11 protein-coding genes are annotated in these 13333 nt (G+C 71.5%); 7 read left to right on the top strand and 4 right to left on the bottom strand.

Going from position 1 to position 13333, the window contains the following annotated elements:
* Position 1 precedes the first annotated feature (1 nt).
* The 3 genes from kdpA to FHS34_RS20285 are packed head-to-tail and all read left to right on the top strand — an operon-like array spanning position 2 to position 4479.
* Complete coding sequence (kdpA, locus tag FHS34_RS20295; RefSeq protein ID WP_184967416.1) at positions 2 to 1663, top strand: potassium-transporting ATPase subunit KdpA; 1662 nt, start codon at positions 2 to 4, stop codon at positions 1661 to 1663.
* Complete coding sequence (kdpB, locus tag FHS34_RS20290; RefSeq protein ID WP_184967414.1) at positions 1663 to 3786, top strand: potassium-transporting ATPase subunit KdpB; 2124 nt, start codon at positions 1663 to 1665, stop codon at positions 3784 to 3786. The genes kdpA and kdpB overlap by 1 nt, the downstream gene beginning before the upstream one ends.
* 24 nt (positions 3787 to 3810) lie before the next feature.
* On the top strand, positions 3811 to 4479 hold the full coding sequence (locus tag FHS34_RS20285) for a potassium-transporting ATPase subunit C (RefSeq protein WP_184968081.1): 669 nt from the start codon (positions 3811 to 3813) through the stop codon (positions 4477 to 4479).
* 89 nt (positions 4480 to 4568) lie between these two features.
* On the opposite strand, the gene FHS34_RS20280 is transcribed toward FHS34_RS20285, so the two are convergent.
* Positions 4569 to 5135, bottom strand: coding sequence for a universal stress protein (locus FHS34_RS20280; protein ID WP_184967412.1), 567 nt, complete (start codon positions 5133 to 5135; stop codon positions 4569 to 4571).
* 275 nt (positions 5136 to 5410) lie between these two features.
* Between FHS34_RS20280 and FHS34_RS20275 the strand changes: the two genes are divergently transcribed.
* From FHS34_RS20275 to FHS34_RS20260, 4 genes are all read left to right on the top strand, one after another.
* A complete protein-coding gene (locus tag FHS34_RS20275) occupies positions 5411 to 5755 on the top strand; it encodes an SAV_915 family protein (protein ID WP_184967411.1) in 345 nt (114 codons plus the stop codon).
* Positions 5756 to 5769: 14 nt separating this feature from the next.
* On the top strand, positions 5770 to 7095 hold the full coding sequence (gene lysA / locus FHS34_RS20270) for a diaminopimelate decarboxylase (RefSeq protein WP_184967409.1): 1326 nt from the start codon (positions 5770 to 5772) through the stop codon (positions 7093 to 7095).
* Positions 7096 to 7276: 181 nt separating this feature from the next.
* Positions 7277 to 9094 (top strand): APC family permease, encoded by a 1818-nt coding sequence (locus FHS34_RS20265; RefSeq protein ID WP_184967407.1) that lies wholly within the window; start codon positions 7277 to 7279, stop codon positions 9092 to 9094.
* A 179-nt stretch (positions 9095 to 9273) separates the two neighbouring features.
* A complete protein-coding gene (locus tag FHS34_RS20260; RefSeq protein WP_184967405.1) occupies positions 9274 to 9738 on the top strand; it encodes a hypothetical protein in 465 nt (154 codons plus the stop codon).
* A 44-nt stretch (positions 9739 to 9782) separates the two neighbouring features.
* Here FHS34_RS20260 and FHS34_RS20255 read toward each other — a convergent pair whose 3' ends face one another.
* The 3 genes from FHS34_RS20255 to FHS34_RS20245 form a co-directional block, all read right to left on the bottom strand.
* On the bottom strand, positions 9783 to 10913 hold the full coding sequence (locus tag FHS34_RS20255; protein ID WP_184967402.1) for a catalase family protein: 1131 nt from the start codon (positions 10911 to 10913) through the stop codon (positions 9783 to 9785).
* A 54-nt stretch (positions 10914 to 10967) separates the two neighbouring features.
* Positions 10968 to 12320 carry a Dyp-type peroxidase gene (locus FHS34_RS20250; RefSeq protein WP_184967400.1) on the bottom strand — a complete coding sequence of 451 codons (1353 nt, stop codon included), beginning with the start codon at positions 12318 to 12320 and terminating at the stop codon, positions 10968 to 10970.
* Positions 12321 to 12429: 109 nt separating this feature from the next.
* Entirely contained in the window at positions 12430 to 13020 is a 591-nt protein-coding gene (locus FHS34_RS20245) for a hypothetical protein (protein ID WP_225817464.1), read from the bottom strand.
* Positions 13021 to 13333: the final 313 nt, after the last annotated feature.

The following is a 13333-nucleotide window of genomic DNA, read 5'->3' as shown; positions in this document are numbered from 1 at the left end:
TATGGGTCCCGTTTCCGCAGGCGTACTCCAGCTGATCGCTCTCGTGGGCGCGCTGGCACTCGTCTACATTCCCCTCGGCGATCACATGGCCCGGGTCTACTCCTCCCCGAAGCATCTGCGGGTGGAGAAGTGGATCTACAAGGGCATCGGTGCCGATCCCGACACCGAGATGACCTGGCCCGCGTACCTGCGGGGCATCCTGGCGTTCTCGGCGGTGGGAGTCCTCTTCCTCTATCTGCTCCAGCGGCTCCAGGGCGTGCTGCCCGGTTCCCTGGGCTTCTCCTCGGTGAACCCGGCGCAGTCGTTCAACACGGCCGTGTCGTTCGTGACCAATACCAACTGGCAGTCGTACTACGGCGAGCAGACCATGGGTCACGTCGTGCAGACGGCCGGTCTGGCGGTGCAGAACTTCGTCTCCGCCGCCGTCGGCATGGCCGTCGCCGTGGCCCTGGTGCGCGGCTTCGCCCGCTCGCGCACCGGCGAGCTGGGCAACTTCTGGTCCGACCTGGTGCGCGGCACCCTGCGGATCCTGGTGCCGCTCGCCGCGATCGCCGCCGTGGTGCTCGTCGCCTGCGGCGTCATCCAGAACTTCTCCGGCATCCACGAGGTCGGCCGGTTCATGGGCGGCTCGCAGCAGTGGAACGGCGGCGCGGTGGCCTCGCAGGAGGCCATCAAGGAGCTGGGCACGAACGGCGGCGGCTACTTCAACGCCAACTCCGCGCACCCCTTCGAGAACCCGACCCCGTTCACCAACCTCTTCGAGGTTTTCCTGATCCTGGTGATCCCGTTCGCGCTGACCCGCACCTTCGGCGTGCTGGTCGGCAGCGTGCGGCAGGGCTACGCGATCCTCGCCACGATGTTCACCATCTGGCTCGGCTTCACCGCGCTGATGATGTGGACGGAGTTCGCCCACCACGGCCCGGCGCTCCAGGCGGCCGGCGGCGCGATGGAGGGCAAGGAGGTCCGCTTCGGGGTCGGCGGCTCGTCGATCTTCGCGGTGGCGACCACGCTGACCTCGACCGGTGCGGTGGACTCCTTCCACTCCTCCTTCACCGGCCTGGGCGGCGGCATCACGATGCTGAGCATGATGCTGGGCGAGATCGCGCCCGGCGGTACCGGTTCGGGCCTGTACGGCATCCTGATCATGGCGGTCATCGCGGTGTTCATCGCCGGTCTGATGGTGGGCCGCACGCCCGAGTACCTGGGCAAGAAGATCGGCGGCCGGGAGATGAAGCTCGCCGCCTGCTACATCTTGATCACTCCGGCGCTGGTGCTGGTCTTCACCGCGGCCTCGATGGCGCTGTCGACCCCGCCGCACTCGATGCTCAACTCCGGTGCGCACGGGTTCTCCGAGGTGCTGTACGCGTTCACGTCGGCCGCCAACAACAACGGCTCGGCCTTCGCCGGCCTGAACGCGAACACCGACTGGTACAACACCACGACCGGACTCGCGATGCTGCTCGGCCGCTTCCTGCCCATGGTGTTCGTCCTGGCGCTGGCCGGCTCGCTCGCCGGGCAGAAGCCGGTCCCGGTCACCGCGGGCACCCTGCGCACCGAGAAGCCGCTGTTCACCGGTCTGCTGGTGGGCGCGATCCTGATCATCACCGGTCTCACCTACTTCCCGGCCCTGGCCCTGGGCCCGCTCGCGGAAGGGCTTGCGTGATGACCACCGACACCGAGAAGTACGAGGACTCCATGTCCACTCCCACCCTTGCGCCGCACAGCGACGCACCGACCGGGCACCGGCCCGCCGAGGGCCGTGTCGGAGCCGGCCTCTTCGACCCCGGGGCACTGGTCAGATCGCTGCCGGAGGCGCTGCGCAAGCTCGACCCCCGGGTGATGGTCAAGTCGCCCGTGATGTTCGTGGTGTGGATCGGTTCGGTGCTGACCACCGTCTTCTCCGTCAAGGACCCGGGCGACTGGTTCGGCTGGACGATCAGTGCCTGGCTGTGGCTGACGGTGATCTTCGCCAACCTGGCGGAGGCGGTCGCCGAGGGCCGGGGCAAGGCGCAGGCCGACACCCTGCGCAAGGCCAAGACCGACACCGTCGCCCGCCGGCTCGTCGGGAGCACCGAGGAGCGGGTCCCCGGCACCGAGCTGACGATCGGTGACCTGGTGGTCTGCGAGGCCGGTGACGTCATCCCGGGCGACGGTGACGTCGTCGAGGGTGTCGCGTCCGTGGACGAGTCGGCGATCACCGGCGAGTCCGCTCCGGTGATCCGGGAGTCCGGTGGCGACCGCAGCGCCGTCACGGGCGGTACGAAGGTCCTCTCCGACCGGATCGTCGTCAGGATCACGACGAAGCCGGGCGAGACCTTCATCGACCGGATGATCAGCCTGGTCGAGGGCGCGGCACGGCAGAAGACGCCGAACGAGATCGCGCTGAACATCCTGCTCGCCTCGCTGACCGTCGTCTTCCTGCTGGCCTGCGCCACCCTGCCGCCGTTCGCCGGCTACGCGGGCACCGACCTGACGATGGTCGTGCTGGTGGCCCTGCTGGTCTGCCTGATCCCGACCACGATCGGCGCCCTGCTCTCCGCGATCGGCATCGCGGGCATGGACCGTCTGGTGCAGCGCAATGTGCTGGCCATGTCGGGCCGGGCGGTGGAGGCCGCCGGCGACGTCTCGACGCTGCTGCTCGACAAGACCGGCACCATCACCCTCGGCAACCGCCGGGCCGCCGAGTTCCTGCCGGTGCGCGGCGTCACGGAGGCCGAGGTGGCTGACGCCGCCCAGCTCTCCTCCCTCGCCGACGAGACGCCCGAGGGCCGCTCGATCGTCGTCCTGGCCAAGGAGAAGTACCGGCTGCGCGAACGCCACCAGGGCGAACTGGCCGGCGCCGAGTGGTTCGCGTTCACCGCCCAGACCCGTATGTCCGGCGTCGACGCCGACGGCCGCAGGATCCGCAAGGGCGCCACCGCCTCCGTCATCGCCTGGGTCGAGGCGCGGGGCGGGGAAGTCGCCGAGGACGCGCAGGCGTTGACCGACCGTATCTCCGAGGCCGGCGGCACCCCGCTGCTCGTCGCGGTCGAGGACACCGACGGCGCCCGGGTGCTCGGCGTCATCCACCTCAAGGACGTCGTCAAGGACGGCATGCGGGAGCGGTTCGTGGAGCTGCGCCGCATGGGCATCAGGACGGTCATGATCACGGGTGACAACCCGCTGACCGCGAAGGCGATCGCCGAGGAGGCGGGCGTCGACGACTTCCTCGCCGAGGCCACCCCCGAGGACAAGATGGCCCTCATCAAGCGGGAGCAGGCCGGCGGCAAGCTGGTCGCGATGACCGGCGACGGCACCAACGACGCGCCCGCACTCGCCCAGGCGGACGTCGGCGTGGCGATGAACACCGGCACGTCGGCCGCGAAAGAGGCCGGCAACATGGTCGACCTCGACTCCGACCCGACCAAACTCATCGAGATCGTCGAGATCGGCAAGCAGCTGCTGATCACCCGTGGCGCGCTGACCACGTTCTCCATCGCCAACGACGTCGCGAAGTACTTCGCGATCATCCCGGCGCTGTTCGCGGCGGTCCACCCCGGCCTGGACAAGCTGAACATCATGCACCTGTCCTCGCCGAACTCCGCGATCCTGTCCGCGGTCATCTTCAACGCGCTGATCATCATCGCCCTGGTGCCGCTGTCCCTGAAGGGCGTGCGCTACCGGCCGATGAGCGCCGACCGGATGCTGCGGCGCAACCTCGGGATCTACGGCATCGGCGGCCTGATAGCCCCGTTCATCGGCATCAAGATCATCGACCTGCTCCTCTCCCTCATTCCCGGGCTGTGACCTTTCAAAGGCGTGCTGATCACCATGAACAACTCCGTCACGAACACCGCCCGGTTGCTCGGGGCGGGCCTCAGGGCCCTGCTCGTGCTGACCCTGGTGACGGGCGTCATCTACCCGCTGGCCGTCACCGGCATCGCCCAGGCCCTGTTCCGCGACAAGGCGAACGGATCCGAGATCAAGGCGGACGGCAAGGTCGTCGGCTCGTCCCTGATCGGGCAGTCGTACGACCTGCCGCTGAAGAAGGGCCAGGAGACCCCGGACCCGGACCTGAAGTGGTTCCAGGGCCGCCCGGCCAACGGCCTCGGCGCCAACGGCATCAACACGCGGTACAAGCTGATCCTGTCCGGCGCGACCAACCTGGCCGCCGACAGCGGGGACCTCCTCAAGCAGGTCGAGGACGCCAAGGCCGCCGTCGTCAAGGACAACTCGGTCCCCGGCTGCACCGTGAACCCGTCCCAGGTGCCCGCCGACGCCGTCACCTCCTCCGGCTCCGGCCTGGACCCGGCCATCTCCCCGGCCTACGCCGGGCTCCAGGTCCACCGGGTCGCCGCGAAGAACGGCCTGCCGGTCGCCCAGGTGGAGAAGCTGGTCGAGGACCACACCGACGGCCGCACGCTCGGCTTCATCGGCGAGCCGCGGGTGAACGTCCTGGAGCTCAACACCGCGCTCAAGGGCCTCGTCGCCCACAAGTGACGCGCTCGTCCGAACGGCACGGGAGAAGAGGCTCACACCCCTGACCCGGACGCTCGTCGGGGAGGACGACCTACGCCGGGCCGTCGGACTCAGGCGTCCGGCGGCACCGTCTCGAAGTCCCGCTCCAGCAGCCCGGTGTCCAGCCGTAGCCCCAGGGCGTTGCGGCGGTGCAGGGACGTCAGGGCGGCGCGCAGCGGAGACGGTGGCACCGCGAGGACGGGACAGCCGGCGTGGGCGAGGCAGTAGCGGCCGACCGACGGCCACAGCGCGCGGTGCAGCCGGCCCCGCCCTCCGGCGCCGACGACGAGGACGTCACCGTCCCGTCCGGCGGTCCGCACCAGCGCCGGTCCGGGGGAGCCCCGGACGAGGAGGGCCTGCCCCGGCAACCCGGTCTCCGGGCCGCCGAACACCTCGGACAGCGCCTGGAGCAGCCGCTCCCGCGCCAGCCCCTCCCACTCGTCGGCCGTGACGGACTCGACCGGCTGCCTGCGCGCGGCGAGATCCCCGCCGGGCGGCTCCCAGGCCAGCACCGGCCACAGCTGCGCACCACGGCACCGCGCCTCGTCGGCGGCCCGCGCCAGGGCGGTCAGGCTGCCCGGCGAACCACTCACACCGACGAGGACGCGAGGGGCGGCGGGCGGGCGGGACTCGGACATCGGATCCTCCTCGGAATCTTGTCCATCTCACCTCCGTGTGTCCCGTCCGAACAGGCCGTACGCCCGTTCTTGGCGCCCTTCTGACGACCCGTGACGGACCCGGCCACCGGGCCCGTCAGCATCCCGTCAAGGTCCCCCGGATCACCGTAAGCGTCCCGTCAGGGCACGTCCGGCAGCGAGGGGAACCGGGCATAACGTCGACGGCGAGCCCCGGTCGCCTCCCCGCCGCCGGGGCGTCCCCGATCACTCCTCTCCTGCCTTTCAGGAGGCACCCCATGCCAGAACACCGCTACGGCGACGACTCCGAGCCCTCCGATCGGTCCCCGGCCGGACCCCTGTACGTCCCGGTCCGGCCGGGTCCCTCCGGGTGCGTGGCCCGGCTCTTCCGCACCCCGCCGGGCCACCGCACCGCCGTGGGCTTCACCTCCGCGCGCCGGCTGACCGCCACCCTCGGCCGCGGCCAGGCGTGGATCCGGCTCGCCGAGCCCGCGCTGCGCGCGCTGACCGCGCCGCTCGGTGTCACCACCGTCACGGTGGACCCGCGGTTCTCCGCACCCGCCCCCGGGCCGACGCCCGCACCGGCACCCGCCTTCCCGCGACGGATCGCACGGATCGCCTGAGAGGGGCAGCCACGATGACCACGGTTCACCAACCCGCCACCGCCGACGGCCTCTCGGTGTGGCCCGCCTCCACCACCGAACCCCCGCACGGCGCCCTCGCCGTGGGCGGCGTACCGCTCGCCGAGATCGCCGACCGCTTCGGCACCCCCGTCTACGTCCTCGACGAGGCCGAGGTCCGCGACCGCTGCCGTACCTACCGGGACGCCTTCCCCGACGCCGAAGTCCTCTACGCGGCCAAGGCGTTCCTGTGCCGGGCGATGGCCCACTGGGTGGACGAGGAGGGCTTCGGCCTCGACGTCTGCTCCGCCGGCGAACTCGAACTCGCCGTCACCACCGGTTTCCCGCCCGAGCGGATCGTGCTGCACGGAAACGCCAAGTCACCGCGCGACCTGGACACCGCCCTGCGCCTCGGCGTCGGCCGCATCGTCATCGACAGCCCCGCCGAGATCGCCCGGCTGGCCGCCGCCGTCGGTCCGGACGGCCACCAGAAGGTGATGGTCCGGGTGGTGCCCGGCGTCAGCGCGGGCGGCCACGAGAAGATCCGCACCGGCACCGACGACCAGAAGTTCGGCCTGTCGGTCTCCGACGGCTACGCCCAGCACGCCATCGCCCGCATCCTCGACCAGCCACAGCTCGAACTCACCGGCCTGCACTGCCACCTGGGATCGCAGATCACATCCGTCAAGCCGTACCTCGTCGCCGTACGCCGCCTGGTCGGCCTGATGAGCCGTCTGTACGAGCAGCACGGCCTGGTCCTGCCCGAACTCGACCTCGGCGGCGGCCATGGCATCGCCTACCGCCCCGGCGAGGAGGCCCTGGACCTGACGGCGCTGGCCCGCAAGGTCCGCGCCGAACTCGCCGACGCCTGCGCGACGGCCGGGCTGCCCGTCCCGCGCCTGATCATCGAACCCGGGCGGGCCATCGCCGGACCGGCGGGCATCGCCGTCTACCACGTCCTGTCCGTGAAACACACCGGGGACACCGTGTTCGTGGCGGTCGACGGCGGCATGAGCGACAACCCCCGTCCGGCCCTGTACGGAGTCCGGTACGCACCCCGCCTGGTGGGCCGGCCCAGTACCGCGCACCGCACGCGGGTGACCGTGGTGGGCCGCCACTGCGAGGCCGGTGACATCCTCGCCGCCGATGTGGACCTGCCCGCCGACGCCCGCCCCGGCGACCTCCTCGCCGTACCCGTGGCCGGCGCCTACCAGCTGTCCATGGCCTCCGGCTACAACCTGGTCGGCCGCCCGCCCGTGGTCGCCGTGCGCGACGGGATCGCCCGCCTCCTGGTGCGCCGCGAGTCCCTGGCGGACATCCGCGGCCGCGACGTGGGCCTGTAGCCGCGGTCCCGTCGGCGCGGGCCCGTGGACGGGGCCACGTCCACGGGCCCACCGCGACCCCCGGGCGGGCCGGCCTTCCCTCACCACACCGGCCGACCCGCCCGGGCCACACCAGGAGGCGCGCCACCACCCCACGCAGCAGACTGGGGCCCACCGCCCGACCGGCCCCGACGAGGTCCCGATGGTCTATGGCCTGGCACGCCGCGAGCTGCGACCGAAAGTCCCGCTGTGCCCGGGCGAGGGCGAGAAGCACCGGCTGACCAGCCTGGAGGGCCTCGCGGCCCTGTCCCTGGACGCCCTCAGCTCGGTGGCGTACGGCCCCGAGGCGATCGTGCTGGCACTGGTGGCCGCGGGCACCGGCGCCCTGACCGCGACGCTGCCCGTCACCCTGGCGATCGTCTTCCTGCTCGCCACACTGGTGGTGTCGTACGGCCAGGTCATCGCCGTACACCCGGACGGCGGAGGCGCCTACGCCGTGGCCGAGAAGGACCTCGGGCCGACCGCCGCGCTGCTCGGCGCGGCCAGCCTGGTCGTCGACTACGTGCTCACCGTGGCCGTCAGCCTGGCCGCCGGCGCCGACGCGCTCGCCTCCGCCTTCCCCTCCCTCGCCCGCGACAAGCTGCTGGTCTGCCTGGTGGGCCTGGCCCTGCTGACGGTGGTCAACCTGCGGGGCGTCACCGAAAGCGCCCGGGTGCTCATGCTGCCCACCGCGCTGTTCGTCGCGGCGATCCTCGGCGTCGTCGTCGTGGACCTGCTCCGCTCGCACCCGGCGGCCACCGTCGGCACCCACCTGTCCTTCCCCGCCCACGAGTCCCTCGGCCTGCTGCTGATCCTCAAGGCGTTCTCGTCCGGCTGCTCGGCGCTGACGGGCGTGGAGGCCATCGCCAACGCCGTACCGACGTTCCGCACCCCCCGCGTGCGGCGCGCCCAGCGCACGGAACTCATGCTCGGCGCGCTCCTGGGCGTGATGCTGATCGGCCTGGCGGTCCTGATCCGCCGCGACCACGTCGCCCCGCGCGGCGACGTCACCGTCCTGGCCCAGCTGACGGCCGGCGCGTTCGGCACGGGCTGGCTCTACTACGCCACCAACCTCATCGTCACCCTCGTCCTGCTCCTCGCGGCGAACACCAGCTTCGGCGGCCTCCCCGTCCTGATGAGCCTGCTGGCCCGCGACCACCGTCTGCCCCACCTGTTCGGCCTGCGCGCCGAACGCCCCGTCTACCGCTACGGCGTGGCCGCACTGGCCCTGACGGCGGCACTGCTGCTCCTCGCCACCGACGCGGACACCCACCGGCTGATCCCCCTCTTCGCGATCGGCGTCTTCATCGGCTTCACGCTCAGCCAGCTGGGCCTCGTCCTGCACTGGACCCGCGGGAAGCCGGACGGCTGGAAACACCGGGCACTGATCAACGGCACCGGGGCCGTGCTCACCACCCTGGCCGGCGTCATCCTCCTCACCACCAAGTTCCTGGAGGGCGCCTGGGTCGTGGTGGTGGCGGTCCCGCTGCTGATGCTGCTGTTCGCCCGCATCCAGCGCTACTACACGGCCGTCGGCGAGGAACTCGGCCTCGGCCGCGTCCCCGCCCCGCCCGACCGCCGCGGCGCCAGCCTGGTCATCGTCCCCCTCGGCGAGGTCAGCAAGCTCGCCCGGCACGCGCTCGGCGCGGCCCTCGCGCTCGGCGACGAGGTCGTGGCGGTCGCCGTCCACGCCGACCCGGACAAGCGGCGCGCCCTGCGGGCGGCCTGGGACCGCTGGAATCCGGGGGTACGCCTGGACGTGATCGACAGCCCGCACCGGTCCCTGGTCCAGCCGGTCGTCGACTACGTGCGGCGCGCCGCGCGGGACGGACGCCAGGTCGCCGTCCTCATCCCCGAGGTGGAACCCCGCCACCGCCGCTACGAGATCCTCCAGAACCAGCGCGGACTGCTCCTCGCCACGGTGCTGCGGTCCCGTACCGACGTGGTGGTGTGCCTGCTGCCGTACCGGCTGGACCTGTGAGCGTCGGCACCGCCGCGCCGATCGCCCACGCGGCGGCATCCGACGCCCGGAGAGCGGCTCGCGGGCGGCACGGTCCGCGGCACCGGCCCTCCGCCGGGATCCCGCCTCCGCGGGAATCCCGCCCGGCGGCGAGAATGCCGTCCGGGGAGGCGGCCGCCTCCCGCCGCGGAGGGGTGCCGATGAAGTACGTCACGGCCGTCTGGGACGACGCCGGGTTCTTCGTGGACCCGCGGGCCTACCTGGCCGAACTGCCACGCCTGCGCACCGCCTTGCCCCCGGGCGCCCGGTCCTTCGCCACCGACCCCGGTCACTACGACATCGCGGGCGCGGCCCGCTGCGTCAAGGACCTGGAACTGGCCGGGATCCACCTCGCCACCGACAAGAGCGGCGGCCTGGTCCTCGACTTCGCGCCCAACCGGTTCAAGCACGACGCCGGCCTGCGCATCAGCTACTCGGGCGTGACGCACTTCTCCGTCGACTACGAGCACTGCATCGACTGGATGCGGGCCGACACCGTGCTCCTCGACGAGATCCTCCCCGGCGAGGACGGCGGATGCGTCCACGAGATCGCGCTGACCGACGCGTCGGTCACCGTCCGGTGCGCGGACCTGCGAGCCGTGTGGGGGACGCGCACCGAGGAGTGACCGGCCAGGAGTGACCGGCCGGCGCCGCGAGTGCGTCGGCGGCCTCACCGAAGGGGGCCGAGCACCTCGTCGGCGCTGCGGGGCTCGGTGCGCGGCTGCCGGTTGAGCTGGTGGCGCTCGATGGAGGACCGGCGGTAGACCTCCTTGCGGACCCGCATGATGTTCCCCAGGGGCGCGTGCTCGGCGGTGACCCGCCACGGTGTGAAGGACAGCGCGTCCATCTTCTCCAGGTTCTCCGGGCCGGAGATGTCCTGCCGCGGCAGCCGCAGCTTCGCCACGGTGAAGGACGGCGAGAGCCGCTCGGGCCACTCCACGGTGGTGTCCTCCACCGGCATGCGCGCCAGGTCGGTGCAGAGCTGTACCTGGATGTCGAAGGTGAAGGGCCGCTCCAGCAGTTCGGCCTGCAGAGCCGGCCGGAAGACCTCCTGCTCGGAAGCCGTGTCGAGGTCGCGCCGGACCACCTTGGCGGCGGCGGACGGCTCGGGGGTGAAGCGGACCTTGGCGATGTGGTCCCCGTGCCGGACGGCGCCCATCGTCCAGTAGCTGGACAACAGGAGGTTCACGGGAGGTGTCTTCGACAGCCGCAGGTAGGCCAGGAACTCGTCCCACGCCCAGTCGTCCCGGTCCAGCGTTCCCTTGCCGGTCACGAAATCGGTGAAGAAGCGATGCATGCCGGGGCGTCCCTGGGCGAAGTAGGCCGGCGCGTTCAGGAACAGATCCTGGATGAACAGGTAGTGCTCGACCGTGTTGCAGAAGAAGATCGGCCCGTTGATGTTCGCGTAGTCGAACGTGCCGGTGTCCGGCTCGTCCTCCAGCAGGGTCGGGCCCGGCATGCCGAACATCTTCAGCGCCAGCCCGGTGGCGGCGCCCAGCCGCGCGTCGGCCCCAGCGTGGGGCGAGCCGTTGGAGAAGCGGATGAGCGCGTCGTGGGTTCCCGGCGTCGCGTAGATGCCCTGGGCGTACTCGGGAGGCAGTCCGTCCAGGATCTCCACCTCGCCCCGGACCAGCCCGTAGCCCTTGGCATGGGCGTCCCGCAGGGCCCGTCCGGTGCCGCCGGCGCCGACCGACTCGGCGATGTAGCTCTCGGTCTTCTTGATCACCGTCTGCAGGTTCTGGTCGAAACGGGGGTCGTCCTTCTCGACGTCAGGTGTGTAGCGGACGAACTGAGTTGCCATGACGCGACCTCTCCCGGGAAAGCGTGACCGGACCTCGGGGCCCGGGGCCCGTGGTCAGTCCTCCAGTTCGGCGAGCCAGCGCAGGGCACGCAGGCCCGGCAGGAAGCAGTACTCGCCGCCGCGGGTGACCACGAAGCTGGGCAGGTTCCGCAGTCGCCGCCGGACGGGCTTCTCCGGAATGGTGACGCTGCCGGTTCCGCCGTGATGCCCGGCCACCGGGTCCTTCTCGCCCGGGTAACCGATGAAGTTCCCGTCGTTGACCCACTCGGCCTTGATGAACTCGAACTGCCGCTCCAGATGGGCCCCGATGAACACACCGACCAGCCCGCGGTCGGCACCGTCGTCGTCCAGCACGCCCTCGGGCAACGGCGGGCCGTACGTGGTGCCACGCCGAATGAGGCGATGCATCCGCGCGTCGCCGATGATGGTGGCGTCGCGGGGGTTGGCGCGGCGGATGTGCGCTCCGGCGGGGCACCGCAGGCCGCGGTCGTCGTCCTCCCGGTACAGGAAGTCGTTGACGCGGTGCGGATCGGCCGCCAGTTCCGGATCGTCGTGCTCCGGTGACAGTGTCAGCGGCGCGCCGCTGGGCCAGCGGCCGACCATCTTCGCCGCCAGCAGGGCCTCCTCCTCGGCGCTGGAACTGTTCGCGCGCAGGAACCGGCGCCAGGCCGCCACAGACGTGTGGATCTTGCGGACGGCCACGTAGGTCCCGTTGCGGCCCAGGACCTCGGGGACGGGCATGGGCGGCAGGCCGCCGGTCTCGTCGGGGTAGCCGAGGATGAACTCGCCCGCCTTGACGGGGGCTTCCCGCGGGTTGGAACCGGGCAGTCCGACACCCTCGATGTTCGGATGGCTGATGCCGTCCCGGAAGCCGAAGGTGGTGCGCCCGGTCGGCAGCTGGCGGACCTCCTGCTGCCAGATCACCCGGACACCGGGCGTGTCCTCGTAGGCGGCGCGGGCCCCCTCCAGTTCCTCGTCCAGCCGTGCCACATCGGAGGAGAGGGCGCTGAGCGCGATGTGCACCTCGCCCGTTCCGAACGGCGCCTCCCAGTGGGCCGGCGCGCTCTCGCCCACGTCGCCGATCAGCTCCGCCCGTGCGGCCATGCCCTCACGAAACGCCTGGGGGAAGCTGTCCAGCGACTCCTGGGGCACCCCCAGTGCCCGCAGACCCTGATGGGTGAACGCCACGGCGACCCAGGCGTCCCGGCCACGGTCCGCGTCGGGCAGCCCGCCCGAGGTCACCGGGAGCAGTCGCCGCAACAGGGCGCGCCCCGCCCGGCGGTCGTCGACGTGCAGGAAGAGGAACTTGCCCGCGTAGGGAACGGGCCGTGGACGCAGGGCCCCGCTCTGGACGTCGTCGATCTCGACGCGCACGCTCGCCGCGTTGCCGCTGTCCACGGTGTTCATGACCGTCGTGCCTCCACATCGGCTCTGCCGGAGCGGCCCTCCGGGGGACGCCCCGGGGTCGGGTCACACCGACGTCGGGCCGGCCCCGGAGACCGGTCGTGTCCGGGTTCTAGGCCTCGGCTTCCTTCAGCAGCTTCTGGAAGGCGGGTGAGGAGACCAGCTCGGCGTTGGCCGGGTTGTCGAGCGCCGCCCGGAACGCGGGGGTGTCCAGCACCTCCTGGAACGCGTCGTCCACGCGCTGGTCCTTCCAGATTTGCTGGACGGTCAGATCGGGGTAGGCGCTGAGGAACACCTCCGCGGGTGCCTGGTGGGCGACGAACCAGTCCTTCACGTGCGGATCGGTGACGCCGGGGAACCCCTCGCTGTGCGAGAAGACCTTGTCGAAGCGGGCGCCGACCACCGTCTGGGCGAAGTCGTCGATGTAGGAGTCCCAAGAGCCGTCGAAGACACTGGCGAACATGAACCGGGTGTCGTCGTCGAAGATCACGTGCCGTGCGTCGTGCAGGGTGCCGATCTGACGCACCGCCGCGTGGACGCGCGCGTCGTCCCCGGCGTCGGACAGCGCGGCGAGATCCTTGCGCAGCGCGTCGCCCTCGCCCGGCTTGATCCTGGTGAAGACGGTGAACTCCGTGCAGACCCCGTCCGACCTGCCCGGACGCTCGGGGTGAGCCGACTGGGGTGCACCTGACGTCGCAGTCATCGTGAGCCTCCTGCTGCGATCGGTGCGAGGGTCTCCAAGCGCACGGCCACGGGGCGCCATCGCCCTCACCTCTTCATCGTCACCACGAACGCACCGCCGCGCATCTTCGCCCCTGAGCGCTGGGTCACCCCGGGAACCCGGCCGGTGTGCCCGGTGGCCGGAGCAGCTCCGCGAGGACAGATCCGGCAGGGCGCAGGAAGATGGGGTTACGACGTTCCGGGTTGCCGTACGCCGCCCGCTCGGTCCATCGCGTGTACACGGCGGTGAGGACAGCGGCACAGCGAACACACGTCACGCGTCGCGCCACCCGGGT

Source organism: Streptomyces echinatus, assembly GCF_014203595.1.
In the GTDB taxonomy this organism is placed as follows: Bacteria; Actinomycetota; Actinomycetes; order Streptomycetales; family Streptomycetaceae; genus Streptomyces; species Streptomyces echinatus.
Note: the sequence above shows the minus strand (reverse complement) of the source record. Positions and strands in the feature narration are given on the sequence as shown.

Bases quoted from the DNA above. Each gene is read 5' to 3' on its own strand.
- kdpA (WP_184967416.1), top strand. From the start codon at position 2: ATGGGTCCCGTTTCCGCAGGCGTACTCCAGCTGATCGCTCTCGTGGGC.
- kdpB (WP_184967414.1), top strand. From the start codon at position 1,663: ATGACCACCGACACCGAGAAGTACGAGGACTCCATGTCCACTCCCACC.
- FHS34_RS20285 (WP_184968081.1), top strand. From the start codon at position 3,811: ATGAACAACTCCGTCACGAACACCGCCCGGTTGCTCGGGGCGGGCCTC.
- FHS34_RS20280 (WP_184967412.1), bottom strand. From the start codon at position 5,135: ATGTCCGAGTCCCGCCCGCCCGCCGCCCCTCGCGTCCTCGTCGGTGTG.
- FHS34_RS20275 (WP_184967411.1), top strand. From the start codon at position 5,411: ATGCCAGAACACCGCTACGGCGACGACTCCGAGCCCTCCGATCGGTCC.
- lysA (WP_184967409.1), top strand. From the start codon at position 5,770: ATGACCACGGTTCACCAACCCGCCACCGCCGACGGCCTCTCGGTGTGG.
- FHS34_RS20265 (WP_184967407.1), top strand. From the start codon at position 7,277: ATGGTCTATGGCCTGGCACGCCGCGAGCTGCGACCGAAAGTCCCGCTG.
- FHS34_RS20260 (WP_184967405.1), top strand. From the start codon at position 9,274: ATGAAGTACGTCACGGCCGTCTGGGACGACGCCGGGTTCTTCGTGGAC.
- FHS34_RS20255 (WP_184967402.1), bottom strand. From the start codon at position 10,913: ATGGCAACTCAGTTCGTCCGCTACACACCTGACGTCGAGAAGGACGAC.
- FHS34_RS20250 (WP_184967400.1), bottom strand. From the start codon at position 12,320: ATGAACACCGTGGACAGCGGCAACGCGGCGAGCGTGCGCGTCGAGATC.
- FHS34_RS20245 (WP_225817464.1), bottom strand. From the start codon at position 13,020: ATGACTGCGACGTCAGGTGCACCCCAGTCGGCTCACCCCGAGCGTCCG.